The organism is Reinekea marina, from assembly GCF_030409715.1.
Taxonomy (GTDB): domain Bacteria; phylum Pseudomonadota; class Gammaproteobacteria; order Pseudomonadales; family Natronospirillaceae; genus Reinekea; species Reinekea marina.
Window position 1 is genome coordinate 1,786,331 of the sequence record NZ_JAUFQI010000001.1, and the last position, 24,796, is coordinate 1,811,126.

23 protein-coding genes and 1 pseudogene are annotated in these 24,796 nt (G+C 44.6%); 15 read left to right on the forward strand and 9 right to left on the reverse strand.

What is annotated here, in order from left to right; genetic code table 11:
- Positions 1-78 precede the first annotated feature (78 nt).
- Complete coding sequence (locus tag QWZ13_RS09455) at positions 79-1,710, reverse strand: M28 family metallopeptidase (RefSeq protein WP_215999255.1); 1,632 nt, start codon at positions 1,708-1,710, stop codon at positions 79-81.
- 422 nt (positions 1,711-2,132) lie between these two features.
- Here QWZ13_RS09455 and QWZ13_RS09460 point away from each other — a divergent pair, with 422 nt between their 5' ends.
- Both QWZ13_RS09460 and QWZ13_RS09465 read left to right on the forward strand, forming a co-directional pair.
- Positions 2,133-3,518: a TldD/PmbA family protein gene (locus tag QWZ13_RS09460; RefSeq protein WP_290281557.1), complete on the forward strand. Its 1,386-nt coding sequence runs from the start codon at positions 2,133-2,135 to the stop codon at positions 3,516-3,518.
- Positions 3,518-4,846, forward strand: coding sequence for a TldD/PmbA family protein (locus tag QWZ13_RS09465; protein ID WP_290281558.1), 1,329 nt, complete (start codon positions 3,518-3,520; stop codon positions 4,844-4,846). The genes QWZ13_RS09460 and QWZ13_RS09465 overlap by 1 nt, the downstream gene beginning before the upstream one ends.
- Positions 4,847-4,892: 46 nt before the next feature.
- Here the strand turns inward: QWZ13_RS09465 and QWZ13_RS09470 are convergent, their stop codons facing one another.
- Positions 4,893-5,930, reverse strand: a complete 1,038-nt coding sequence (locus QWZ13_RS09470) for a T6SS phospholipase effector Tle1-like catalytic domain-containing protein (protein ID WP_215999258.1) — start codon at positions 5,928-5,930, stop codon at positions 4,893-4,895.
- 94 nt (positions 5,931-6,024) lie between these two features.
- Positions 6,025-6,444, reverse strand: a complete 420-nt coding sequence (locus tag QWZ13_RS09475; protein WP_290281559.1) for a DUF3147 family protein — start codon at positions 6,442-6,444, stop codon at positions 6,025-6,027.
- 156 nt (positions 6,445-6,600) lie between these two features.
- Between QWZ13_RS09475 and QWZ13_RS09480 the strand changes: the two genes are divergently transcribed.
- The 3 genes from QWZ13_RS09480 (at position 6,601) to QWZ13_RS09490 (ending at position 11,903) form a co-directional block, all read left to right on the forward strand.
- The gene (locus QWZ13_RS09480; protein ID WP_290281560.1) at positions 6,601-9,168 is read left to right on the forward strand and encodes an FG-GAP repeat domain-containing protein; all 2,568 of its coding nucleotides are present in this window, start codon (positions 6,601-6,603) and stop codon (positions 9,166-9,168) included.
- A gap of 29 nt (positions 9,169-9,197) precedes the next feature.
- Positions 9,198-11,120 carry a PKD domain-containing protein gene (locus tag QWZ13_RS09485; RefSeq protein ID WP_290281561.1) on the forward strand — a complete coding sequence of 641 codons (1,923 nt, stop codon included), beginning with the start codon at positions 9,198-9,200 and terminating at the stop codon, positions 11,118-11,120.
- A 105-nt stretch (positions 11,121-11,225) separates the two neighbouring features.
- The gene (locus QWZ13_RS09490; RefSeq protein WP_290281562.1) at positions 11,226-11,903 is read left to right on the forward strand and encodes a Crp/Fnr family transcriptional regulator; all 678 of its coding nucleotides are present in this window, start codon (positions 11,226-11,228) and stop codon (positions 11,901-11,903) included.
- A 14-nt stretch (positions 11,904-11,917) separates the two neighbouring features.
- Here QWZ13_RS09490 and QWZ13_RS09495 read toward each other — a convergent pair whose 3' ends face one another.
- The 3 genes from QWZ13_RS09495 to QWZ13_RS09505 are packed head-to-tail and all read right to left on the reverse strand — an operon-like array spanning position 11,918 to position 16,053.
- The gene (locus QWZ13_RS09495) at positions 11,918-12,709 is read right to left on the reverse strand and encodes an adenylate/guanylate cyclase domain-containing protein (protein WP_290281563.1); all 792 of its coding nucleotides are present in this window, start codon (positions 12,707-12,709) and stop codon (positions 11,918-11,920) included.
- Positions 12,710-12,734: 25 nt separating this feature from the next.
- The gene (locus QWZ13_RS09500; RefSeq protein ID WP_290281564.1) at positions 12,735-13,808 is read right to left on the reverse strand and encodes a hypothetical protein; all 1,074 of its coding nucleotides are present in this window, start codon (positions 13,806-13,808) and stop codon (positions 12,735-12,737) included.
- A 16-nt stretch (positions 13,809-13,824) separates the two neighbouring features.
- Positions 13,825-16,053, reverse strand: coding sequence for a pyridoxal phosphate-dependent decarboxylase family protein (locus tag QWZ13_RS09505; protein WP_290281565.1), 2,229 nt, complete (start codon positions 16,051-16,053; stop codon positions 13,825-13,827).
- Here QWZ13_RS09505 and QWZ13_RS09510 point away from each other — a divergent pair.
- From QWZ13_RS09510 to QWZ13_RS09530, 5 genes are all read left to right on the forward strand, one after another.
- The gene (locus QWZ13_RS09510; protein WP_290281566.1) at positions 16,028-16,171 is read left to right on the forward strand and encodes a hypothetical protein; all 144 of its coding nucleotides are present in this window, start codon (positions 16,028-16,030) and stop codon (positions 16,169-16,171) included. The genes QWZ13_RS09505 and QWZ13_RS09510 overlap by 26 nt on opposite strands.
- A gap of 58 nt (positions 16,172-16,229) precedes the next feature.
- Positions 16,230-19,823 carry an RHS repeat-associated core domain-containing protein gene (locus tag QWZ13_RS09515; protein WP_290281567.1) on the forward strand — a complete coding sequence of 1,198 codons (3,594 nt, stop codon included), beginning with the start codon at positions 16,230-16,232 and terminating at the stop codon, positions 19,821-19,823.
- A gap of 282 nt (positions 19,824-20,105) precedes the next feature.
- Positions 20,106-20,315 carry a hypothetical protein gene (locus QWZ13_RS09520; RefSeq protein ID WP_290281568.1) on the forward strand — a complete coding sequence of 70 codons (210 nt, stop codon included), beginning with the start codon at positions 20,106-20,108 and terminating at the stop codon, positions 20,313-20,315.
- 138 nt (positions 20,316-20,453) lie between these two features.
- Positions 20,454-21,845 (forward strand): RHS repeat-associated core domain-containing protein, encoded by a 1,392-nt coding sequence (locus tag QWZ13_RS09525; RefSeq protein ID WP_290281569.1) that lies wholly within the window; start codon positions 20,454-20,456, stop codon positions 21,843-21,845.
- Between the two features lie 47 nt (positions 21,846-21,892).
- On the forward strand, positions 21,893-22,303 hold the full coding sequence (locus QWZ13_RS09530) for an immunity 26/phosphotriesterase HocA family protein (protein ID WP_290283327.1): 411 nt from the start codon (positions 21,893-21,895) through the stop codon (positions 22,301-22,303).
- 27 nt (positions 22,304-22,330) lie between these two features.
- Here QWZ13_RS09530 and QWZ13_RS09535 read toward each other — a convergent pair whose 3' ends face one another.
- Both QWZ13_RS09535 and QWZ13_RS09540 read right to left on the reverse strand, forming a co-directional pair.
- Positions 22,331-22,612 carry a helix-turn-helix domain-containing protein gene (locus tag QWZ13_RS09535; RefSeq protein WP_290281570.1) on the reverse strand — a complete coding sequence of 94 codons (282 nt, stop codon included), beginning with the start codon at positions 22,610-22,612 and terminating at the stop codon, positions 22,331-22,333.
- Positions 22,613-22,623: 11 nt separating this feature from the next.
- A complete protein-coding gene (locus tag QWZ13_RS09540) occupies positions 22,624-22,773 on the reverse strand; it encodes a hypothetical protein (protein ID WP_290281571.1) in 150 nt (49 codons plus the stop codon).
- Between the two features lie 37 nt (positions 22,774-22,810).
- Between QWZ13_RS09540 and QWZ13_RS09545 the strand changes: the two genes are divergently transcribed.
- Positions 22,811-22,987 carry a CHC2 zinc finger domain-containing protein gene (locus QWZ13_RS09545; protein WP_290281572.1) on the forward strand — a complete coding sequence of 59 codons (177 nt, stop codon included), beginning with the start codon at positions 22,811-22,813 and terminating at the stop codon, positions 22,985-22,987.
- 87 nt (positions 22,988-23,074) lie between these two features.
- Here QWZ13_RS09545 and QWZ13_RS09550 read toward each other — a convergent pair whose 3' ends face one another.
- Entirely contained in the window at positions 23,075-23,209 is a 135-nt protein-coding gene (locus QWZ13_RS09550) for a hypothetical protein (RefSeq protein WP_290281573.1), read from the reverse strand.
- Between QWZ13_RS09550 and QWZ13_RS19915 the strand changes: the two are divergent.
- The 4 genes and pseudogenes from QWZ13_RS19915 to QWZ13_RS09565 all read left to right on the forward strand — a co-directional run.
- Positions 23,169-23,321, forward strand: a pseudogene (locus QWZ13_RS19915) (hypothetical protein); the annotation flags it as partial. The gene QWZ13_RS09550 and the pseudogene QWZ13_RS19915 overlap by 41 nt on opposite strands.
- 22 nt (positions 23,322-23,343) lie before the next feature.
- The gene (locus QWZ13_RS09555; RefSeq protein ID WP_290281574.1) at positions 23,344-23,538 is read left to right on the forward strand and encodes a hypothetical protein; all 195 of its coding nucleotides are present in this window, start codon (positions 23,344-23,346) and stop codon (positions 23,536-23,538) included.
- Positions 23,539-23,579: 41 nt separating this feature from the next.
- Positions 23,580-23,957, forward strand: a complete 378-nt coding sequence (locus tag QWZ13_RS09560; RefSeq protein ID WP_290281575.1) for a hypothetical protein — start codon at positions 23,580-23,582, stop codon at positions 23,955-23,957.
- Positions 23,948-24,679 (forward strand): hypothetical protein, encoded by a 732-nt coding sequence (locus tag QWZ13_RS09565; protein WP_215999267.1) that lies wholly within the window; start codon positions 23,948-23,950, stop codon positions 24,677-24,679. Before QWZ13_RS09560 ends, QWZ13_RS09565 begins: the two co-directional genes overlap by 10 nt.
- Positions 24,680-24,796 lie beyond the last annotated feature (117 nt).

Here is a 24,796-nt window from a genome sequence, read left to right on the forward strand (position 1 = left end):
TTCATACTCTTTAAAGCGGTGATGCTATGTTAGTCAAATTAGGCCGCTCAATAAAGAGCGGCCTTTCATAAGGTGCGACTATTTAATCCAATATTTACCCCAGTGAGTAATATCGTATTGTTGGTTTTGCTGAACCGAACGTAGCATTTGGATGGTAGGCGCAGGTGCTTCGGCTGCAGCTATTTCATCATCAATGGCTTTCGTTGTGTTGGCGAAAACGCTGGTCACATAAGCTATGGCATCGGCATTCACTTCCAGTGCCCGCTCATTGACATTGTTAATATCATCGCAGTCGGCATGGTAGCATTCATCAAAGGCAACATCGGCAAAGCCGCCGTAAAGTGCGGCTTGTTCTGCTGATTTTATGCCCTCGGCACCAGTGAATAATCCACCAAAAGCAACACCTTGTAAGAAGAACTCAGCGTAATCTGATCGGAATGATATCTCACTGCCTTCGAATGGCTCAGCTCGTAAGTTGAAATAACGCTCGAACATACCTTCAGTAGCTGCTGATCCCGGCGGACCTTGTAGATCAAATTCTGAGCCGTCACCATCGTATAAACCATAGAAGTAGTTTGGTGAGCCGATCATGTCGAAGTTTAGGTAAACTTTAATTTTAGCTAATTCTTCAGGGCTTAAGCGTTGAACGTAATCGGTAGAGCCCACTAAACCGGCTTCTTCTGCTCCCCACCATGCAAAGCGTACTTTGTTCTTAATGCGAGCACGTTTTAGCAGGTTAGCCATTTCTAAAACGGCGGCACTGCCTGTTCCGTTGTCATTAATGCCTGCACCTTCGAAAACAGAGTCTAGGTGTGCGCCTAGCATCACGATGTTATCTGGATCGCCCCAGCGCGTTTCCGCAATAACGTTGTCTACTGATCGAACTTCACGTAAAACATCGGCCATCATAGAAAGCGTTTGTGTTGGTTCACTGGCCCATGCAACGCCATTGTCATAGGTTGCGAAAAATACTGGGATACCGCCAGCATATTCTGACCCTAAGGTACCGCGAATTAATCCAGTACGGTCTTCAGAGTTACCTTGGTTAAAGACTATCGCTCCAACGGCACCGGCGGCGGCAGCGTTTTCGGCTTTAACACTGAAGGCACATGCGCCACGTTGAACTAGGGCGATATTTCCCGCGGTAAACCCAGCGAAATCTTCGGGTTCACAGCCACTGGTAGAAGCATTGCCCAGCCCGAGATCTAAGTCTACGGCTTCGACCATCGCGGTGACATTACCGGCTTCAGTTTGTGACATATAGGTAAAATCGACATCCCATTCATAGCTAGTGGGTACTGGCGCTAAAGACGACAATTGGCCGTCTCCCAGCTCATAAAAAGCGTTAAAATCAAAAGAGTCGTAGGTGACTTTGTAGCCCATTTTTCTGAGTTTATGTGCAACGTAATCTACCGATTCAGTATACCCATCTAACCCTGCGGCACGCGTGCCAAGGTTATTATCTGCAATTTCTTGTAAATCTTCTAAATACTCCATTACGTTGGAGGCTTGCATGCACCGTGGCATATAAAATGGTGATGCGCCAAATGTAAATCGGCATTCAAACGGGTGGAGGCTGTTATCGCTCCAAAAATCATCTAAGAAAGTGGATACATTCGGTGGCACATTATTAGCAAATGCACCTGAACTTAAAGCTACTGCGCAGGTTACGCCAGCGAGAATTGTGGTCTTTTTTATTATTTTTTGCATAATTTTCTCTACTATTCGTTTGAAAAATTATGCTTGTAACGACGGCCAATAAAATTGAAAGCTACTGACCTACAAGCGTTTACCTTGTTTGAACAGCACAATCAAAAAGGATCTAAAATGTAGCCTGTTTTTAAGGTGAGGCTCTAACTTTTTGAAAAATATTTATTATTGCCTTTGTAACCCTAAGTTAACAAAATCGACATAATTTGCCTGTTTTGGCTTAAATTCGTGACCTGCGTCTAAAAAAATTATGGTATGTGTTGTACACATTTCTTAAATGAAAGATTGAAACATTCAATTTAATTCAAATCACACTAAACAGATATTTAGTTAGTAAAAAACAAAAGGACTTTCGTCAGCTTGTGTTTTAGTAGTAGCGGCCTTATGTTAATGCTTTAGAATAAGTATAAGGATACGGCTAAATGTTTAACCCCTCACATGCTCAATCGGTTATTGATCACGCGCTGGCCATGGGCGCTGATTTTGCCGAGTTATTTATAGAGCGCCAAATTAGAAGCACCGTAGAAACGCTTACCGGTAAGGTAAAAGACATTAATTCCGGCATCGACTTCGGCATTGGTGTTCGGTTGGTTTTTGGTTTTAAAGTGCTTTATGGGTACACCAACAAAGCCGATGTAAACGAATTAAAGCGTATTGTAAGTGACTTAGCGGCCAAAGATCGCCGAGACCCAACCGTTACTTTAAAAGCCTTCAAATACGCTCAATACGCAAACATTCACCCAGCCACAAAAGTACTCTCACACGATCACCAAGTGGCCAGCAAAATAGAGTACTTGTTAGCCGCTGATGATGCAGCTCGGAAAGCAAACAGCGCCATTGAGCAAGTGTCAGGCTCGGTAGGGCAACGCGAACAGGCCATTGAAATTTTTAACAGCGAAGGTCTACACGCACAAGATACTCGCCACTACATTCGCGCAAGAACGACGGCCGTAGCGACTAACGGTGACGAACAAGCCACTGGCTACGACGACGATGGCGGTTTATTGGGCTGGGAACTCGAAAACCGATTAAATGCTAAAGCCATGGGCGAAGAAGCCGCTCGTATGGCCATGGTTAACTTAGGTGCAAAAGCCTGCCCTTCAGGGCGCATGCCCGTTGTGATTGGTAATGGTTTTGGCGGCGTAATTTTTCATGAAGCCTGTGGACATTTATTAGAAACCACGTCGGTTGCGAAAAAGGCATCTGTTTTTCATGATCAGTTAGGTGAAATGATCGCGAATCCCGTCGTAAACGCAGTAGACGATGGCACCATGGCCAATGAATGGGGCAGCATTAATATTGATGACGAAGGCATGGCTACGCAAAAGACACAGCTGATCAAAGATGGGCAGCTGGTAAACTTTTTAGCCGATCGTCAAGGCAGCTTAAAAACAGGGCTTGCACGCTCTGGCTCTGGGCGTCGCGAATCTTATAAATTTGCACCCACTTCACGCATGCGTAACACGTTTATTGAGCCGGGTACCGATTCTTTCGATGACATGATTAGCAGTATCGAAAAGGGTATTTACGCAAAACGCATGGGCGGTGGTTCTGTTCAACCGGGCACAGGGGAGTTTAATTTTGCAGTAACCGAAGGTTACTACGTAGAAGATGGAAAAATTCAGTACCCTGTAAAAGCGGCCACATTAATTAGTACTGGACCACAGGTATTAAAAGAGATTTCGATGGTATCGGATGATTTTAAGCTGGCTTGTGGCATGTGTGGATCAATAAGTGGTGCTGTACCAACTACCGTAGGGCAACCGGCATTAAAAGTGGATGATATTTTGGTAGGGGGGAACGCCTAATGCAACATTCAGATATTCAAAAAGTGCTCGATCAAGTGAGTGCAGCCGGTGCATCGGGTGATCTTATTGTTGATGGTGGAGAATCGGTGTCGTTAAAAGCAAATGCCGGTGCACTAGAAGAACATGCCGTTCGCTCTAGCCAAATATTAGGCTTAAGAGTGATAAAAGATCAAAAGGTGGGCATTGCCTACAGTGAAGCCACCGATGAAGAGGCTATAACTCAGCTAGTTAACCAGGCATTGACGAATGCCAGCTACAGCGAAATTAATGCCGATGAATCTTTGTTAGGTAATCAAGCGCAATTGGTTACCGACGATGCCGTATTAGCGCCAAAAGATACCACCAGTATTGAAGAAAAAATTGAATTTGCTTTAGCCTTAGAAGCTCAGCTATTGAAAAAAGATAAAATTCAAAGCGTGCCATACAATGGCGTAACGCACAGCACCAGTACACGTTCAGTTTATTCAACCGCGGGTTTAAGCGCACAAAGTAAAGCCAGTTCAGCCGTTGCTTACGCCTATGCACTAGCGGCTGACGGTGACAAAAACGCCATGTCGGGTATTGGGCAAGCAAGCAGGCAGTTTACTGAGCTCAATGTTGAAAGCATTGTTGAGCCAACCTGGGAAGACTGCATGGCGCTGTTGAAAGGAACCCCTGTACCGACAAAGCACTACGATGTGATCTTTGACCCTAACCAACAGGCCGATATTTTTGACGTGTTTACGATGGCGCTGTCTGGTAAATCGGCTAAAGATGGCTTGAACCCTTGGCGAGAGAAATTGGGCAAAACGGTGGCCGATGAACGGTTAAGTTTAATAGACAGTCCAACCAACACTGACGGGTTTGGATACCAGTTATTTGATGTTGAAGGGGTCGCTTGCCGAGATGTTTCCATTATTTCCCAAGGGTCTTTATCGACACTACTGCACAACAGTGCTACGGCACATTATTTTGGAATAGAAAGCACTGGTCATGCTAGCCGGAACCCTAAATCGGCCTTATCGGTGGGTGCGCACCAGTTGGTGGTTGGCGCGGGTGATGCCAACAAAAGCGAGCTTGAGCAAGGTGAATACCTATATATCACCGAGCTCTCGGGTACTCACAGTGGTGCGAATGCCATTTCTGGTGATTTTAGTTTTGGTGCGTCGGGTTATCTTTGCAAAGACGGTGAACGATTACAGCCTGTAAGAGGGATCACCATTGCGGGTAACTTCTATGACATGCTGAAACGCATTACCTGCATAGGAGACACTCAACATTGGAACTGGCAGAGATCCAGCCTAATGGCCAGCATCCGCTTTGCAGATTTAGCCGTTTCAGGCTCGTAAGTTTTACAATGTCAACGCCCGCATGTTGCGGGCTTTTTTTTACCCTTTAATAAGGCTCAACCGGTAATGGCTTTTCACTATTCGCCGAAAATGCCTTTAAAGGTTTGGCATGGTATTTCGACTTTGCCATTCTATCGAGCACACTTTGATGTACAAAAGTAGGGATCTCTTTAGGGTCGGGTATGTCCCTAACTTTTTTCCCCAGCATGACAATTAACCCTTTAAAAGAGTTATTAAGTTTAGTGGTAACATTGAGGGATTTCTTAGGCACTTTTATATGTGGCTTTACCGTTAAACCAAATTTTTCAGCTTCGCTTACCATCCACATCAGTGCGAAATCAGACTGCAAACTCCCCTTGCTGGGTGGATTACCGCCGCCAATATCAGAATGTGAACCGCAAAACCAAACTTGTTTTAAATCGACACTAGGGCGGGGTTGCCAAAGCGTTGGGGCAAAATCATCGCGCTGCTCATCTAATGCCAATGCATGGCGTGCCACCTTTATATTGCTGCCCATTTTATTATCGTAAAAAACATGCTTCTTTTTAAGTAAGCCAAACAAAGTGAAAGGAATGCCCATAGCGCCGACGGTATCCCATGCGCCAATAAAATCTATTTTAGGTTTACCCGCAACGGCAAAGCTTGAGCGAAATTTTTTAGCTTTAGCGCTGTTTGGAGAGTGCTTAGGGTTTTTATAAAGATCAAACGCCGCATTGACTTGGTTACCGTGCTCGCTTTTTAGAATATGGCAGGTATTGATAAGCCCGCACAGGCTACGCACCGTGTATGCACCACGGCTAAACCCAAACAGAAAAATTTTATCGTTTTTCTCATAGTTTTGAACAATAAAGCGATAGCAATCCATCACGTTCTTTTCTAAGCCCGCACCAAAAGCACCGCCGCTGGCTTTATCGTGGTAGGTGCCTATACCCCAATCGTAAAAGACGACTTGCTTCTCATTGTTTTTATTTTTGGGGGCAATAGCCCGAGACAGTTTTAATACGTTGGTTGGAATATCTTTTTCGAGGTCTTCCTCTGGTTTATTCCAGGTACCGTCTGAGCAAATAACAATAGTTTTAGACATGGAACACCCCTGAGTTGTTATTGTGAAGCCTTAGAATAGGCGTATTAATAAGCCCTGAGCAAATATTGCCGCCGTTTATGTGATTAACGCCGCATTAAAATAATTTAATGCCAAAATAACTAACCAATTTTGACCATAGCGCAACCAACACCACAGTTAATATACATACGAAGACTAAACTTAACCAAAACCCAAACTTGCGATACGCCAACGGAAACACCAAAAACATAGGCAAGGTTGGGATAACGTACCAAAAGGTATAAAACGCATGCTTAGTAATTTTGTCGGCCGCTGCACCTTCCACATGCAACCAAATAAGCACAAGTAAAGTAACAATCGGCAACGATGCAATCAACGCGCCCAAATTAGCACTGCGTTTTGCAACTTCAGAAATAAGAACCACCAGTGCCGCGGTAATGAGGTATTTGTATAAAATAAACATAGTTTGGCTTTTATTGTTTTTTAATACTGTAACAGTATCTGCTTGTGCATCGTACTCAAAAATACCATTCAAATGGTTAAATATGTACTTTTTTAACGCCTAAGTGACGATCGTCACTGCGTCACCGCAGCTTGTTCTTGATGATGTCTATTAAACCTAGATCAAGCGCAATGCTTTGCGGCTGTATTGATCCCACTGTAAACCAACAACAAACACAGGGGACTTATCATGCCTATTTATCCGAGCAATCGTTATATTTCATTTCTATTGTTGGCCATTTTGGTCTTTATTATGGTGGCTTGTGCAGAGCCGCCTAGCGATCAAGAAGCGGCCGTTGAAGACAGCGTTGACCAAACGTTAACAAATTTAGGCGTAGATACCACGGTAACGGACAGGCAAGACGATGAAGGTAACCCGCTCCCTGAAAATTACCTTCCTTTAGGCGCGAACGAATCCCTAGAGAAGTTTGATGAACTTGTATTAATTGGCTGGCCACTTGCTGCAAGCAGTGGGTTTGATAGTCAGTTAACTTTGATGGAGTTTGATCGCAACAACGATGCAAGCTTTACCACTGATGTTTTATTTGCCCCTTCACAAGCACAAACCCCTTGGGCATCTTCAGTAGGAGACACGCCCGAATCTAAACGCCATTCCGTTGCCGCCGATATCGATGCCGACGGTTTACAAGAGCTTATTGTTGTACACCAGCAAGAAAATCAAGCAGTGCAATTAATGGTTTATGAAGATAAACCTTCAGGCTTTATTCAAAACCAAACGGTAACGGTCAGTGCCCAAACGCACAGCTATTTATCGGCAGGTGCTTCGGATATTAACGGCGATGGCTACAGTGAAGTTTGGGTCGCTTTGATCAGTGGATCACAAGTTAAACTGCAATTGTTAGACAATACTCAAGGTCTGCTTTCGTTATCGACCACGCAATTAGACATAGAGGCAGACTTTCCAGGTAGCGAAATTCAAGTTACGTTATCAAGCGGCAATATAGACTACGATGCCTCAATTGAACTGGGGGTTATTGTGAATGAGTCTTTTCAGCTCTCTGGTGATAGTGGCATCAGTAACTTCTATTTGTTTGATGACCAGCAACATAACTTTGAAATAGTAAACAGCGGATTACTGCATTCAACAACACTCAACCGAACGGCGGTGGTGGGTAATATAGTTTTAGCCGATATCGACAACGATAATATTGATGAGATTGTATTGGCCGGTCTCACGCATTTTGACCCCGATAATTCCTGTGAATACTCCACATTACTGTTGGCATACGATGATGCAGCAAATGATTTTTCAGAGTTAGGCGCACTAGAAGAAACCGAAACCATTCACGGTGGTTGTAATAAAAGCGTTAAAGGCAATTTGAGGTATGTGCATTTAAATGCGGGCGATATTGACGGTGACGGAATATCAGAAATTCAAGCCAATGAATATTTATATGATGATTTTTCCAACGCGCCAGCGTTCAGTTATTTAAGAGACGTTAGTAGCGACATTGCCAAACTGCCTTTAGCGCAATTGTATGGTAATAACGAAGGCTTTACGGGGGAGTTTGCCTACGAAACGAGTGATATTATTGTAGCCGACATGACCGCCAATAAACGCCAAGACGTTGTGTTTATTTCACACAGTACTAATGAAATGCAAATTTGGGGCATGGGTGATCCAAAACCAAATATTGGAGCCATAGACGGCGAGTGGCGATTGCTTAAAAATATTCCAATCACACCCGTAACCGACGAAACCCCCTACCGACCCGATTTACTTGCGATTAATGTAAACCATGACGGGCTTTCAATTGCATTCGATGCCGGTGAACATAAGGTTGTCTTTACCGAGCCTGTTATTTTAGCAGCACTTGCAGCCGCTCCCTGCTATTCAAGCCAAGGGCAAAACCTAGATGCCTGTAGAACCAGCTATGGATCAACCCAAAGCCAGCAAGTGGAATTTGAAGATTCACTGTCGATCAGTGCAGGGGTGTTTATAGGGGTAAATGTTGAATTCAGTGACCCCATTACCGCATTACGATTATCAGAAGTTGAATCCAAAGTTAAGGTAACTGCAACCGCCAGTCTTAAGCATTCTTCATCATACACTTACAGCGAAACGGTGGAGTACACCACCGGTAGCATTGAAGATACGGTCGTGTTTTCTACGATTCCATTCGATATTTATACCTACACCATTACCTCGCACCCAGATGAAAACCTAATGGGTGAAAAGATTGTAGTGTCTATGCCACGAGCACCCGTGACCTTACAAGTATCACGCGATTTTTATAATGCCAATGTTGAACATGGCGGTCCTAAGATTGGCACCGATGTGTTTAATCATAAAGCAGGTGACCCGAGCAGTTATCCCACGGCATCTCTCAAAGACAGCCTGCTCAACCGTTACAGCTTAATCAAAAGCGATGAACAAGAAATAACTCGCTGGGCATACGCAACTGGTCCGGCCGCCGTAGGTGAAGGCGGAGGTAGCACCAGTTTAGAAATAAACATCGTCGAAGAAAATGGAACCGGCACGAGTGTCGGAGCACAAGTGGAATTTGAAGCACAAGCCACATTTGGTGTGGTATTGGCAGGCTTCTCAGTAGGCTCCTCTGTTGAATCATCATTGCAAGTAACTCATGGCGAAGAATCTAGTTATGTTGGCGCGGTTGCCAACCTACCCAGTGAAGGATTTGCCGATAAGGATTATCGATGGGGGTTAATGACGTATTTAGTCGATGACCACATTTCGGGTCAACAATTTGAAGTCATTAATTATTGGGTCGAATAGTTATTAATAATAAAAATAGGAGAACTGACATGAAAAAAACACATGTAAAAATAATGGCCATTCCCATTTGGCTGACCCTACTAGCGGGTTGTAATCCAGATGAAAAAGTGGAGCCGCCCGTAGTTAAAAATTCGCCACCGATTGCAGTAGTGCAAGCGCCTGAAGTTGTAAACGCTAATTTTAAGGTGACGTTAAATGCAGAGGAAAGCCACGATGCGGATGAAGATGAGTTAACTTATCGTTGGGAACAAGTAAGCGGGCCAGACGTCACTAATGGGGCGGGTTTTCTCACCGGTGAAACAGTTAGCTTTTCGGCACCTAGTGAAGTGAGTACCTTAAAGCTGAACTTAATTGTTAACGATGGGGAAGATGATAGCCAGCCTGAAAGCATCGCCGTCAATGTACTGGAAAACACGGCCGCCGCTTACTATGTGGACGGTGATTTAGGTTCCGATACAGAAGGCGTAGGTACGCGCGAAGCGCCTTTTGCATCCATCACCAAAGCGCTTTGTTCCGTTACCAAAGCGCAGCAAGATATCTACGTAAAAAATAAAGCCAACAACGGCATTTATTCTGAAAAAAGTGACACTTGCTCCCCAGTTGATGAGCGATCACAAACAGAATGGCTAACAGTGCCAACAGGCACCAGCCTTTACGGTGGCTACGATGAATATTGGCATCGGGATGTAACAAATTCCACGTTGGTTGATACCGTAGAGGATGGCTTTACTTTTACCGACGTTGATCAACCTGCTTGGTTTAGTGGCTTTAATGTACTTGCACAAGATGCAAAAGAACCAGGAGTTGCGGTGTCGGTTATCAGTGTGACAGGAGGCAACTCGATGCTAACTATTGCCGATAACCAGTTAATTGCCGGCGATGTTGCAGCGAAAATCACAAGCAACCCACAATCCAGTTATGGCGTTCGTGTGGGTTACTTAAGCAAGTTACGGCTGGAGCGTAATGAAATTTCTTCGGGTGCGGGCGGTAATGCACTTTCATACGAGGTTGTATTTTCTTCACCGGCACCAGACGGTGCAAATGGTAAGAATGCCAGCGGAACGAGTGGTGGCTCTGGCGGAGATGGGCGCGGGACTTTAGATTACGACGGTGGAAAAGGTGGTGACAACAATAGCTCAGGCAAATCAGGCGAAGGACGAACCAATAAGAATGCGGGCAAAAGCGGTGCTCCTGGTAGGAGCGGAAACGGATCCGGCTATATTGCTGAATTAATTACCCCCTTGAGTACGCGACCAGCGGTAGTATTTAGATGTGGTAATGGGTTTTGGGGGAGTTATGGTTATGATGGTTACGGCGGTAATGGGGGGGACGGTGGAGACAATGCTTGGCCTAATAATGGTGGCGGTGGCGGCGGTGGCGGCGGCGGCGGCCAAGGAGGCGCGGGTGGTCGTTGGGGCGTAGGTGGATGTGCTTCTATCGGGGTTTTACTCAATAGAATTGAAGACGTACAGCTGACCGACAACACCATTATTAGTTCGAATGGTGGTTACGGTGGTTCTGGCTCTAGAGGGCAGTTAGGCGGAGACGGTGGCAAAGGCGGTGCCGGTGCAAAAGGTAACTGTACAGGTTGGTGTGCCAAAAATGGAAAGAATGGCGGTGCTGGTCAAGCAGGCGGTAATGGTGGGCGCGGCGGTGCCGGCGGCGGTGGTCCTTCTTATGGTGTGCTCGTCGGCTCACAAATGTCGCCATTATTGACAGGGAATGATATCCGTAGTGGCAATGGCGGCAATGGCGGCTTTGGAGGGGTAAACGGCCATGGCGGCGAAGGGGGTTACAGCTATGCCATTTATGACACTAATCTGAACGATGGTATTGTGCCTGTTCTCTCTGATAATACATTATCGTTCGGGGAGCCTGGGTTAGGTGGCAACAGCACCGGCACGGTAGGTGAACCAGGCAATAAAGGTAAAGCCGCTGCAACAAATTGGTAATTTAGTGCAAGCCGAGTGCAGCAATTGAGCTTCACTCGGCGACCACTTGGAAAAAAAAGTTGCTTAAGCCATACTTTAACCGGTATTTAAAGTTGGGAAAGCAGCATGTCAATTCTTAGACAGCACGATCTATTTAAGCCTCTATCTGAAGAGCTGCATCTGGCAATGGAACAAGCTAGCCAACAACGAAAATACAAAGCCGGGTCGTTGATATTTCAACGCGGCGATCCGGGCGACCGCTTATTGATTATCGAAGCAGGGATCATCGAAATAAGTTTAATGTCTCAAACCGGCCGAAAATCTATTTTAAATCACCTCACCCAAGGAGACGTGCTTGGTGAAATAGCCGTGTTTGATGGTGAGCCTAGAAGTGCCGATGCTTATGCAAAAACCGATGTGGTGTCTTTAGAAATATCAAGGTCGCGCATACACCAAGTGTTTTCAGATTCTCCTGAAGCACTGTGGCAGCTAGTAAAAGTATTGTGTGGCCGAGTACGCAATGCATCGACCATGTTTGAAACACGGGCTTTAACTAGCGCGGATACCCGTATAGCGCGTTGTTTATTAAAAATGGCCGATTTATGGGGTAAAAATGAAGGCGATACCGTCGTTATTCAACAGCACCTTACTCAAGGAGATTTAGGCGATTTATCAGGTCTCGCGCGAGAAAATGTGAACCGCCATCTGCGTAAGCTTATTCAAGAAGACTATGTTCATTACAACAAAGGGCAGTTTTCGTTGCTAAACATCGACAGGCTAACGCGCATAGCGAATCAAGAATAAAAGCAATTCAACGTTTAAGTACCTATCCGAAACGTTTGAATCGGTGCATCGAACCCCTTCAAAGTTAAAGCGCCATTGTTTTCGGCAATATGGTGTTGATTACTTCGTTGTAAACAAGTTTCACTGATGAGAGCTTGATAGGCGTTTGCCTCCGCCGCTAACCTTGCAGCAAGTATAACTTCAGAACCAAAAATAGAGACATCTCTAAACAAGCCCTTTGCCGCTTGAACTGTTGCCATAAATACGCTTCCGGTATGTACGCCTACACCCACGGGAATATCATGGTGCTTTGAAAAGTGTTTAGTAAGTTCGGCCGCGCACTCTACAGCCTTAGCTGCATGATTCTGGCCGCAAAACCCGGGCGGCCAAACCGCCACAATGCAATCACCATAAAAGGCCATAATGAAACCATCGTGATCGGTTATGGCCTGTGTTGCTTGATCTAAAAATGCGTTGACGCGATTATTGACTTCAGCGGGACTGGCGTGAGTGGCAAATTCGGTTGAATGACGAATGTCAATAAACAAAAGCGATAAATCAACATCAGCGCCGCCGGGAAACTTATTTAAAAATTCATCGCAGGCTGCACAATAATTTGGATTACGACTGCTAGGGGCACGGTGCCGAAAGGTTTTTTGCCACCACCCCCCAAAGCCTGCAAATGGGGAAAAACATAATCGGCATCTGGGTTTAGTGGGCATTAAACGATGGATCCACTGCTGTTTAGTTAAATCTGGGTGACCATCTTGGAATATCGTTCGCCAGAGTTCTTCGTTGCCGTTGTCTTGCAAAAAGGAATCGCTCATCTTTAGACTCTTTTTTATAGTTGTTTTAGTTTACCCAGTAGCGTTGTGGCATGACTGTCCATATATTGCGCTCAAGAGGGTACGGGTTGCAGCCAGGGCTGTTACAAACCACCGATACCGATAAATACAAATGCCTCGGCTGTACTTCGAAGGCCGGACCAATACCACGATACATAACCGTAATAGGCTCGGGCTTTTGCCAGCAATCTGGGGCAGGGTAGCAAGGAGATTTGTCGGTTGTTGGCGTATGTTCTAACGGCAAACAGGGTACCGAAACCACAATGCCGGCTTTCAAAAGCGCAGACCCTATCACAGGGACATAATCTCCTCCTTCTAGTCGTTTTGGGGCTTCTTTAAGTTCAATGACATCGTCGTAATCTGGGCCATATCGTTTAGGCTCGAATGGGCTAGTGCTCACCTGCGCCGTTTGCAAGTGCGTCATAAACGCTTCATTGCCTTCACCAAACAAATAATACAGAGCGTATCGCGGTAAAACGTTGACGTGATCAAAAGGACGGTAGAGAACAACGCGTTCGCAAACAACGCGAATATTTTTTATCACCGGTTTACAACGTTGAGCCTCCCATGGAAAAAAGTGTGGCTTTTCTTCCTCTTCTTTCGTGAATGGAACGCGAATACCAAAAAATAAATGGCCATGAAATTCTTGAACCGTTTGGCTACCTAACTGAGGTATAGAAAACTCTTTGACAAGTTGACTCAATGCATCTTTATCTTCATGGTCATTAGCATTGCACAAAAAAAATGTAGCATTTTTATGCTTCTTTCTAAGTTGAGCGTAAGCATCAATGGGTACCTCTTGTGATCTGATGTCTGAAAGGTCTAATTGTTCACCATCGCATGTGGCTTCGCTAAAATCGAACTGAAATTTCATAATGACTTGATACTTGTGCAGCTCGCAATGATATTGTGTCATGTGGATGCCAAAGGCAAAATCTAGCTTGGGTTCGTCTTCTTTTGAATAGGCACCCATCATTTTCTGTAGCCCATTGCCTACCAGAGTGAATGCATGTTGGTGAGTTACATTGTCTATTAGTCGATCTGTTTCTAATTCACTCTCTAATGCATTTAAAGTAACCATGTTTTCTCCTTAACGTTTATTGATTCGAAAGTGAATGATGATGGATAAGGTTTTCTCGTTCTTCACAGGCCGTAGTTTTCAATACGTTCATCAGTGTTGGAATAAAATTCCCTTCCGAAGTTTGGCTAAGCCAAGGGTTTTGAGTGGTTGAAATTAAAAACTTTAGCCGCTGTTCGTGTGTGACTAAAACGCCACAACGCTGAGCGTAATGAGCGATTAGTTCATTCGAATAAGTTTCTGTTGAAAATTCTGATGCCGTAATGAACATTGGCGTACTAGGCACCGATTCAGTGTTTATATCAGTTAGACGCAAACTGAGGCGATTAAAGATTCGGTTATTCAATTCATTAAACAATTCAACATTGCGATTCACCACCCCATTAATTTTAAAATTGAACGAGTAATTTATAATGCTTAAGTCACCGCCAATTTGAGTGAATAATTCGCATCGCCGTTTCTCTTCTGAAGTTTTATTGGGTTTAGCTAACAATTGTGCCATTTCGTCGCAATTAATTTCGTTAAAGGTAGTGATGGCATATTGCTTTTCGGCTTCGATATCGGCTTCAGTCGCCGCAGGGCTCTTTTCGCTTGGTAAGCGTTGGAATGTTGTGAGTGTTAATTCATCTTCGTCGGAAAATAAGGCAATTAAACCTAAGTAAAACAGTTTATTGTTGTAGACACATTGGTTTAACAACAGGCCATAACCTTGATTGTGCAAGCCGATAACATCGTGAGCCAAAAAAACACTGCAAGCTGAAGCGCCTGGTTTAGATCCTTCTATCCCGTACAGGCCAACATTGGCATCTTCGCTGTCGTGAAACACAACCGGTGCCTTTAAAGCGTTTAGCGTTCGCACGCGACCATTGCGGTAACATAAGCTACCCGCAGCATATGGAACAAAGCCCGACTTATGAGGGTCTAGCGTTACGCTGTCGCAATGTTGAATCGTGTTTAACTGTCGCTGGGTGTAGGGCGAGGCAAAGCACACAAAATCTTTGGCATTTTCTTGCCCTGGATCAACGCTAGGGTTGCGAAGCATGGTTGTGAAATACCCACCCCAAGCGGCATCGGCATGTACGTAAATGCTTAAGCCCAAAGCTTGCATTTCAGTTCGAAGCGCAAAGATTTTGTCTAATGGGTCTACGGCACTTTCTTCGGTAGAGCCCAGCACAGCTACCACAGCAATAATTGGGTGCTGTTGTTCTCGTGCTTCATTAAGTTTTTGGCGCAAGGCCACCATGCACATGCGGCCATCGGCATCTACATTAATTGGTTGTATTGCGTTTAACCCTAAACCCAGCAACGAGGCACCTTTTTGCCATGAGTAGTGGGCGGTTTGGGGTACCAATAACCAAGGTTGGCGATGGTGGGTATCATTTAACAGTTGTTCGTTAAATTCTAATAGACCCAGCTGCCTTAAACTGCATGCACTTAAGGCCGCATCTATGCATGGCTTGGGTAGGCCAAATTCATCGGTCATTCGTTGTGGCAAAGCGATGGCGTTGTCTACCGGAATGTTCAGTAATGCCCAATCTGATAAGGTGCATAAAATTTTTAGACAACCATCACTGGTTTGTACGGTTAGGTTTTGAGCCGAGGCTAACGATGGGTCATTCAAAAGGGCATGCTTTACCATGAGCGGTAAATAACGCAGTTGCTGCGCCGCCCACAGGCTTTCCATATTCGCCACACTGCCATCACAGGTTATGTGACCCCAGGGCTCAATACCTTCACTTAATTGCTGCCCAAAACCGAGAACATTGCAAAGATCTTGCCCGACCAACATCTCAATGGCCGAGGTGACTGGAGAAGCTTCAACTGCAACATTGTTTTGGTTATAGAGCATTCCGGCAAAATAACCCGCCATGGCCGGCGTACTAATATCCCAGTACATATGCGATTGGTTACGATAACTGGCTAAGGGGATAGAGGCCGTGAGTACCGAACACAAGTGCTTTATTTTCCCCTGAAGGTGATCGGCTGCGCCATCGTTAAATGCACTGCTATTGCGGGGCAAGGGCGGGTCTTCCGGGAAATAATCGGCACGAGCCTGGCAATGCGACTCTAACGCCGTATTAATGGCCAGCTCTAACGGCTTAAAAGCCGAGGCTTTAGGCCCTAAAAACCAATCTTGCGGAGCAAAAGGAAGGTTGGATTGTTTTAAAACGTTTTTATCTGAAGCAGAAAAACTATCACGTAAGTGCGCTTTTAAGTCAGCAATGGCGCGCAAATCAGCCGCTGTCATGCCCATAAGATCAGCCTTAATCGTCAGACCGAGACAGCACAACTTCGGAATAGTTATTGTTATTAGTAAGGCTAATATCGTCTTTTTTTTAAAGGTTGTAAATGGTTTGGTTGGCTAGGTAGCTATGGGGTGGTTGCTATTTAGTCACCAACTACGAATATAACCACGTAGGATATTTGATCAAATCCATCAATCCAGGCGGGCAAGTCACCCAGTACCAAGCGCTAGATGCATTAGGCCGTGCGCAACGTTTAGTGATGCCTGATAACCGAGTGCAAAGCTACGATTACAACTTCCGGGGTCAAACCACCGCCGTCACCTTGCCCGATGGCTTTAGCCAAACGCGCATCGGCTACAACAGCCGAGGTGAAAAAGAACACACCGTAGACCCAACCGGGTTGGAACAAGCTTGGAGTTATTCTGGTGAAGGGCGGCTGGTACGTACTCAAAACCTAGGCAATCCATTGCAAGGCATTCCGGGCTTAAATGCTACCGAATACCAATATACGCCACTGGGAGCATTGGCAGCAGTCACCAATGCCGAGTTTGAAACAACGGAATACCTTTTTAATGCCAACGGCACCGCCGATGGCTATTACGATGCGGCCAATACCTTTTTTGATATCAACACCGACAGTTTAGGCCGTACTACATTGCAGGCCGATGCCTACAACCAAGCCACCACCACAGAATACGAACAAGGTGGGCGCGTGGTTAAAATGACCGATGCATTAGGCAACGTTACTACAGTGCAATACAACGCCTTTGGTGAACTGATATCGGTCATCGATGCCGAAAACAATGAACGGCATTTTGCCTACAACGAACGCGGCGAGCAGATTGCCCAGTGGGATGACGTGCATGGATGCACTAATGTCGCAAGTGCAGGATGCACAGGAGCGACCCAACTCAACAACCCACAATACTTTGCTTACAACACACGCGGCCAAATAACGACCATTGTTGATGCGCACAACCGTACCACCCGCATGGACTACAGCGCCGCAGGCAACTTAGCGGAAATTACTCAGCCCAATGCCAGTACCACCTATTACGATTACGATGCCGCAAACCGCTTAACCGGTGTTACCAGTGCAAATGGCTTTGCCGCCAACGACCCGCGCTTTACCCAAAACTATACCTTTGATGCCAACGGCTATTTAGATACCGCCACCAATGAGCTTGGGCTAACGACCGATTACGATATCGACCCCGCAGGGCGATTGAATGCCATCACTCAACCAAGCTACGACCGCATTGATTACCAATACAACGCACTCGGGCAAATGACCCAACGCATAGCCAATGGCGATGCAACCACGCAAGAATCCTGGGCGTTTGATCAAGTCGGCCGACTCAGCCAAATAACCAATGCGCATTACAAAGAAAGCTACCAATACACCAAGCGAGGCACACTGGATAAGGTAACAAACCACACCTTAAACCAAACCATCGATTACACCGATGACCTCAACGGCCGTCGCATAGGGTTAGCCACCGATCTCACCCAAGTGAGTTACGAACGCGATGCCTCGGGCCGCATACACACCCTAACCACACAAGAAGACCGCTTCGAGTTTGGCTACGACAACCTGAACCGCATGGTGACCAAAACCAGCACCAACGGCACCCGCGATGTAAAACTGTACAACGAACGCGGTGACATCATTGCCATTGCTTTCCAACGCCCGCAAACCAGCAAAGAGCTGAAAAAGGGCCAACAATACGGTTTTGATACCCAACTGTTCGATGACTACCAACGCGAACGCAAAGCACCTAACTATGCCGATCTATACAGTTTTGAAAACCACCTATACCAAGTAGAACAACAACTAAAAACCGCCTACCCAGAAAACGGCTATGTGTTAACCGACCTCATCGTGTACCAATGGAACGAAGTCGGTAATTTAATGGCCAAATATGACGCCAGTGAAAAAACACAGAACAGCTACTTCTACGATTACGACGCCGCCGACCGTTTAACGCAGGCGTTTGAAGGTAAATACACCACCGTGTATAACTGGGATGCAAATGGCAACTTAGAAAGTAAAACCCAGCAAGGCAAAACGTTCGTCTACACCTACAACGAAGCCAACCAACTGACTCATGCCCGTGAGTGGGAACGTGATGATGAAGATGACGACGACCATGACGATGACGAAGATGAGTATGAATGGGACGACCGCGTCGACACCCAGTACCAATACAGCCGCAACGGTGAACTCACACAAACCACTGCAACAGATGACGATAACGACCAGCACACCACGCAATACAACAGCGATGCCTATGGCCGCCTAATTGCCATCATTGGTGACAATCAAGACACCTTAACGTTTGCCTACGACAGCCGTGACCGCCGCATCCTCAGCGCCTTCCAAGGTTGGGTAAGAGAAGATGACGACGATGATGACCACAATGAAGATTGGGAAGATGACGATCGCGATGATGAAGACAATGACAACAAAAAAGGAAAAAACAACACCAAGCTGCCCACAGGCCACAACGCCAAGAACAGCAACTATGTGTTAACAAGCCTGTTTGATGGCCGCCAAGAGCTAGCGCAATACGCAACCAGCGCCATCAACCAAGCCGATTACCAAGCGTACCGTCAGCTCACCTACTTGCCGAACCAAGTAGCCGGTTTATACGGCCAGTTGTTGTCGCAAAACCTATACCAAGCAGGTAATAAAGAAACCAAAGTCAGCGGGCACCTAAAAGGCTTACAAGCAAAACTGTACTTCCACAGTGATTACCAAAACAGCACACTGCGAGTGAGCGGCATTGATAGCCAAAACAACTACGGGTTCCGTTACAACGCCTTTGGCGTAGTAACAAGCCAATACCGGAACGACGACGATAACTGGGATGATGACGACCACAGCGCCAGCAGCATACACACCCGAACCAATAATTTAATACCGTACCAATACACCGGTAAATACCGTGAAAGCATCAGCGGGCTTAACCAAATGGACGCGCGTTGGTACAACCCTAAAGTAGGGCGGTTCATTCAACCCGATCAATACAATCACGTGAATTTAATGCTGCCAAAAGGCGCACAAAGTGAATTGATGCGGTATATTGGGCGCACGCAAAGTGATTTGTTAAAAGACCCAGCTCAGCAGATGCGTTATGGGTATGTGAGTGGGAATGCGTTGCGTTGGGTTGATCCGTTGGGGCTGTGTGAACCTGAAGATGCTGGGTATGTAGGAGCTGCTGATCCAAAAAACCAAGAAGAAAGATATAGAGCACTTTTAAAAGAGAATTATGATATTTACAATCTAGCTAAAGCAGATTGGAAACAAGGAGTTCAAGACCACCAAGACCCTTATGTGAAAATGATTGATAGTTTTAGCAAAGGCGATGTAGGGCAAGGATTGTGGCAGGCGACAAAGAATATTGCAGTTGAAGGAGCTAAAGGTGGCGGAGCCTACATTGGTTTACGAGGATCAAATATACAAACTGATTTCGTCGAGGATGTAATTTCAAGTGGTCTAAGACCATCGAGGATTGGCTCGAAAGACTCACGATCTTTACAGTCACTTAAGAAAAAGATCGATCGGAATAATACAGCATATAGTCAAGTCGATAAGACTCAAGGTAATGCAGATGCCATAATTGAAAAAGTATTAAAATCTGAAAATAAAATAGTTAGAACGAAAAAGCAAAATGGAGCAGATATTGTGGATATTTTAGAAGTACATTCTGGACAAGGTGTACGCCTAAAAGATTTCGAATTTGATACTTTTATTAACTTAAACAACTAACTATCGAGTCTTAAAATGCTGTCGATTAGTGAATTTTTAATCAAAAATAGTCAATTAGAAATATCTCCAATTGAAAAAATTGAGCGTCAGATATTTATTAATGACGGGTCCTATGGAAACCCCGAAATAGAATGTGATGGCCCCATAAAGATTTTCTTTTACAATGGTGATATTTTAAGTATTGAGGCAGATACAGAGAAATATAGTATTTGTATTTCAATTGGCGAACATGAAGAATATGGTCCGTCCTATAAAAAAATAGATATATCTAAAAATAAATTTATGAAAGGTGTAGTCGGATCTTCTATAGCAAGTTGGAACGGCTATAGGTTGCTAGGGTCCACCTGTGAGTATCCTTCTGAATTTGCATTGAAGATAACGATGTCTTCAGGTAAAGAGTTTTATATATTATACGATGATTCAGATAACTACCCTGATTCTATTAGAATTAGTTCTGAATTAGGTTTGAACAACTTTGAAGAGATTTACTGAAGCTATAAACTTACGTCTACTTAACACGGACATGCACTTTAGACTTTAACAAGCCTGTTTGATGACTAATATGGACATGCAACCAAGCAGGGTCTGAGTGCTACCTTATTAGGACCGGCACCTTAAAACACCAACTATGTGTTAACCAGCCTGTTCGATGGCCGCCAAGAGCTCGCGCAATACGCAACCAGCGCTATCAACCAAGCCGATTACCAAGCGTACCGTCAGCTAACCTATTTGCCGAACCAAGTAGCCGGTTTGTATGGCCAGCTATTGGCGCAAAACCTCTACCAAGCCGGCAATAAAGAAACCAAAGTCAGCGGGCACCTAAAAGGCTTACAAGAGAAGCTTTATTTCCACAGCGACTACCAAAACAGCACACTGCGTGTAAGCGGCGTTGATAGCCAAAACAACTACGGGTTCCGCTACAACGCCTTTGGCGTAGTCTCAAGCCAATATCAGAACGACGACGATGACTGGGATGATGATAAAAACGAAGGTTACAGCGCCAACAGCATACACACAAGAACCAACAACTTAATACCGTACCAATACACCGGTAAATACCGAGAAAGCATCAGTGGGTTCAACCACATGGATGCTCGTTGGTACAACCCTAAAGTAGGGCGGTTCATCCAACCCGATCAATACAACCACGTGAATTTAATGCTGCCAAAAGGCGCACAAAGTGAATTGATGCGGTATATTGGGCGCACGCAAAGTGACTTACTGAAAGACCCTTCTCAGCAGATGAGGTATGGGTATGTGAGTGGGAATGCGTTGCGTTGGGTGGATCCGTTGGGGTTGTGTGATACTGGGATCAGCCAAGACCAGTGGTTAGCAATGCAATCAGATGCTAACGCTCAATCACAATATGTTCAGGGCTGGGTCAGTAGCATGCAAGAAACAGGGGCTATAAATTCAGCAGATGAATTGACCTACTGGGCAGAGCAAACGTCCACTGCACCTAGCCCAGAAATGGCCGCACCTGTCACTGGGTCGGTGTTAGCTGAAAAGCTCGTTTATTCTGATGACGCTTGGGAAACGTTAGTCATAGGTGCAGCTGCAGGAGGCCGAAGAGTACCTGTAAATAGCCATTTATCAGCAAACCCAACAACAAGAATGACTGCGAGGCAAAACCTTGCTAAGTTAGGTGAAGGTAGAGGCAATGAAATTGTTCGGCAGAGTGTTACAAAGAATGGAAAGTCCTATCAGACCTATACCAAGACAAATCCTAAAACAGGCGAAGTTTATACAGGTCGAACTAGTGGAGCTGGTACCCCAGAACAAAATCTTGCTCGACGTGATGCAAATCACCATATTAATGAGAAAGGTTTTGGTCCTGCAGTTTTAGATCAGTCCTCCACAAATCGTCATGCAGTGAGGGGACGGGAGCAACAACTTATTCAAGCTAATGGCGGCGCTCAGTCTATGGGAGGTTCATCAGGTAATGCTATTAATGGTGTTTCACCTCTGAATCCAAAAGGACCGAAGTATCGTCTAGAAGCATACAGAGAGTTTGGTGAATAATGACAAAATCAAAGAAAGTAAAACGCGCAGTTGGAGATGTGTTCGCTCTGAAGTTAGAGGATGGGAGTCTCTCGTTTGGTAGAGTTTTAAATGAGCCATTGATGGCATTTTATGATTGTAAGTCTGAGAATGTTTTGGACGTTAACGATGTTATTTCTAGACCTATTCTTTTTAGGATTTGGGTTATGAATAACGCAATTGAATCAGGTCGATGGCAAGTTTTGGGCAATATCCCTTTAGACTTGGAACTTGAAGAAACGCCAAGATTTTTTAAGCAGAACTCGTTAAGTAAAAAGCTTTCTATTTATTTTGAAGGTGAGGAAACTCCAGCAACCAAAGAGGAGTGTCAGGGACTAGAGCGGGCTGCCGTATGGGACCCAGAGCATGTTGAAGATAGGCTTCGGGATTACTTTGCTGGTGTTCCTAACCAGTGGGTAGAATCACTTAAAGTTAAATAGATTAAGCCCGCGAATGCGGGCTTTTCTTTATCGGGTACCAGTCGATAACCGATTGGCGGTGTGTTTTAAAATCAAGCAGTCCAATAACTCCTTAGCTACTTTTTTCTCGTCTTCGGTAAATTGCCCCACCGCTTCAAACTGCATGAGAAGATCACCCGTAGGTTGTCGTTCTGCCTCATCAAAAAGGAGCATATCTGCGCTAATGTTCAGCGCTAGTACGATTTTCCGCAGCACCTCCAATGAGGGTTGCGTGTCTCCAGACTCATAGCGTTTTATCTGCGAAACATGAATGCCTATTGTCTCAGCCATTTGTTGCTGAGTCAGTTTTTATCTTTGCGTATCTTTGCCAGTCGTCGGGAAAAGCTCATGGTTAATAGCCAAGTGAGTTGTCTATGTTGGTGCATAAGCATAACCCCGAAAAAATAAGCGCTACCGAAAAGGTAGCTAAGTAGGAACCAATATAATATCAATAGCTGCGACTTGACAAGGTTTAGGTGAAAAAGAGCAATGACACGATTAGCAGATGAGGTGATTAACCGGATTAAACAAGATGTGTCTTTACTGCGTCTGGTCGAAAGCCAAGGCCATAAGGTGACCAAGCAGGGCAAAGACTACGTGGTGTGCTGCCCGTTCCATGAAGAGAAAACCCCGTTTTGTAGATTATATGTCCTGTTAAGTTTTTAGCCAAAACAACTACGGGTTCCGCTACAACGCCTTTGGCGTAGTCTCAAGCCAATACCAGAACGACGATGATGATTGGGATGATGACGACTATAGCGCCAGCAGCATCCACACCCGAACCAACAACTTAATACCGTACCAATACACCGGTAAATACCGTGAAATCATCAGTGGCTTTAACCACATGGACGCGCGTTGGTACAACCCTAAAGTAGGGCGGTTCATCCAACCCGATCAATACAATCACGTTAATTTAATGCTGCCAAAAGGCGCACAAAGTGAATTGATGCGGTATATTGGGCGAAGCCAAAGTGACTTGTTGAAAGACCCCTCACAGCAGATGCGTTATGGGTATGTGAGTGGGAATGCGTTGCGTTGGGTGGATCCGTTGGGGTTGGAAGTTGAAAAAGCAGACACTGATGGTTGGGTTAAACCTTGGATTCTTGGAACACATGCACATACATTCGTCGGTGAGCATTTTAAAAATCAAGGTTATGATGCGAATACATCAGCGGGAGGACTTTTTGGTCTTGGTGATAAAGAAGGTGTTCTAAAAGCAGATGTATACGACAACGAGAACAAAAAGATCTGGGAAATGAAACCTGAATCTTGGAAGGAGGGTAATAAGTCACTAAAAGCGCAAGAGCAAGTAAATAATTATGTTAAAAATGCAAACGAGAATGACCCAGAAGGAAATTGGCAAGCAGGTAAAAGTAGTGAGCTTGTTCCAAATAAAGAGCTTGAATTGCCAGAAGTAATGGAATCTCAAGGTAGTAAATATAAAATTACACTTTCCTCCGATCCAAATGATAGCTCCGGAGTATTCTATTATAGCGCTGTTGAGTTGGATAAAGATGATGATAGTTTAGTAGAAGAATTAGAAGCCGCGGCAAAAGCAGTTGTAGAAAATCCGTTTTATGGTAATTTACCAATCCTGTTGCCAATATCAGGTGGGAAACTAATTTGTCCATAATATATAGGGATACAATCAAGCAGTATATCGATATTATCCAAGCATCAGAGATTCAATCTGATCCTTGGTTTAAATTAAAAACACTACTTGAAAGTGATACAATAGGCATATCTACAGAGCAGTATATAACCTATTTTTTTGCACCTCGGATAGTTCCTTTTTTAAACCGAATTTTTGGTGGGAAAGCTGCAGGGGAATTTGATCCCGATTGGCAGGAGCAAGTTAATAGTAAAGAGGTAATTGAAAAGTTAGGAAACTCAAATTTAGTACAACCAAATAAAGTTGTTAACCTTGATATTCAAAGTGAAATCAAACTTTTTAGTTTAAAATCAATGATTGAAACATATGTAACTGAGAAGGGATATCAAATCGGTCTTAAAAAAGGGCATTATATGTCTATAATGATTTCAATAGACCTGATTGTGGTAATTTCTCTTGAAGGCCTTAGCACGATAAAAAACGGGATTTCGACATTTGATGTATATTTATTAAATGAACCTCTTCATAAGGGTTTAGTTAATATTCGTAGAAATTACCCTCTAGCAGTCCACCTGAATTCAGTGACACCATTTAAGTTACATAGAAGCCCAAGTATCTTATTTAGCTTTAATAATGTTGATCAATTTAAAGATAGAATCACCAGTATTTTCGAATATGTTATTCCTAGTTTGGCTAGCCTTTCTTGGTATAGTCGATTTTTAGCGTTATCCAAACTAAATTAAATTGCGCTAATACTTAATTGGATAGTCATTAACAGAAACGCGAATCGGCTACAATGCTAAGAGCTCGCGCAATACGCATCCAGCGCCATCAACCAAACCGATTCGCAACTTAACAGG

Bases quoted from the DNA above. Each gene is read 5' to 3' on its own strand.
- QWZ13_RS09455 (WP_215999255.1), bottom strand. From the start codon at position 1,710: ATGCAAAAAATAATAAAAAAGACCACAATTCTCGCTGGCGTAACCTGC.
- QWZ13_RS09460 (WP_290281557.1), top strand. From the start codon at position 2,133: ATGTTTAACCCCTCACATGCTCAATCGGTTATTGATCACGCGCTGGCC.
- QWZ13_RS09465 (WP_290281558.1), top strand. From the start codon at position 3,518: ATGCAACATTCAGATATTCAAAAAGTGCTCGATCAAGTGAGTGCAGCC.
- QWZ13_RS09470 (WP_215999258.1), bottom strand. From the start codon at position 5,930: ATGTCTAAAACTATTGTTATTTGCTCAGACGGTACCTGGAATAAACCA.
- QWZ13_RS09480 (WP_290281560.1), top strand. From the start codon at position 6,601: ATGCCTATTTATCCGAGCAATCGTTATATTTCATTTCTATTGTTGGCC.
- QWZ13_RS09485 (WP_290281561.1), top strand. From the start codon at position 9,198: ATGAAAAAAACACATGTAAAAATAATGGCCATTCCCATTTGGCTGACC.
- QWZ13_RS09490 (WP_290281562.1), top strand. From the start codon at position 11,226: ATGTCAATTCTTAGACAGCACGATCTATTTAAGCCTCTATCTGAAGAG.
- QWZ13_RS09495 (WP_290281563.1), bottom strand. From the start codon at position 12,709: ATGAGCGATTCCTTTTTGCAAGACAACGGCAACGAAGAACTCTGGCGA.
- QWZ13_RS09500 (WP_290281564.1), bottom strand. From the start codon at position 13,808: ATGGTTACTTTAAATGCATTAGAGAGTGAATTAGAAACAGATCGACTA.
- QWZ13_RS09510 (WP_290281566.1), top strand. From the start codon at position 16,028: ATGGCGCGCAAATCAGCCGCTGTCATGCCCATAAGATCAGCCTTAATC.
- QWZ13_RS09505 (WP_290281565.1), bottom strand. From the start codon at position 16,053: ATGACAGCGGCTGATTTGCGCGCCATTGCTGACTTAAAAGCGCACTTA.
- QWZ13_RS09520 (WP_290281568.1), top strand. From the start codon at position 20,106: ATGAAAGGTGTAGTCGGATCTTCTATAGCAAGTTGGAACGGCTATAGG.
- QWZ13_RS09535 (WP_290281570.1), bottom strand. From the start codon at position 22,612: ATGGCTGAGACAATAGGCATTCATGTTTCGCAGATAAAACGCTATGAG.
- QWZ13_RS09545 (WP_290281572.1), top strand. From the start codon at position 22,811: ATGACACGATTAGCAGATGAGGTGATTAACCGGATTAAACAAGATGTG.
- QWZ13_RS09550 (WP_290281573.1), bottom strand. From the start codon at position 23,209: ATGAACCGCCCTACTTTAGGGTTGTACCAACGCGCGTCCATGTGGTTA.
- QWZ13_RS09560 (WP_290281575.1), top strand. From the start codon at position 23,580: ATGAAACCTGAATCTTGGAAGGAGGGTAATAAGTCACTAAAAGCGCAA.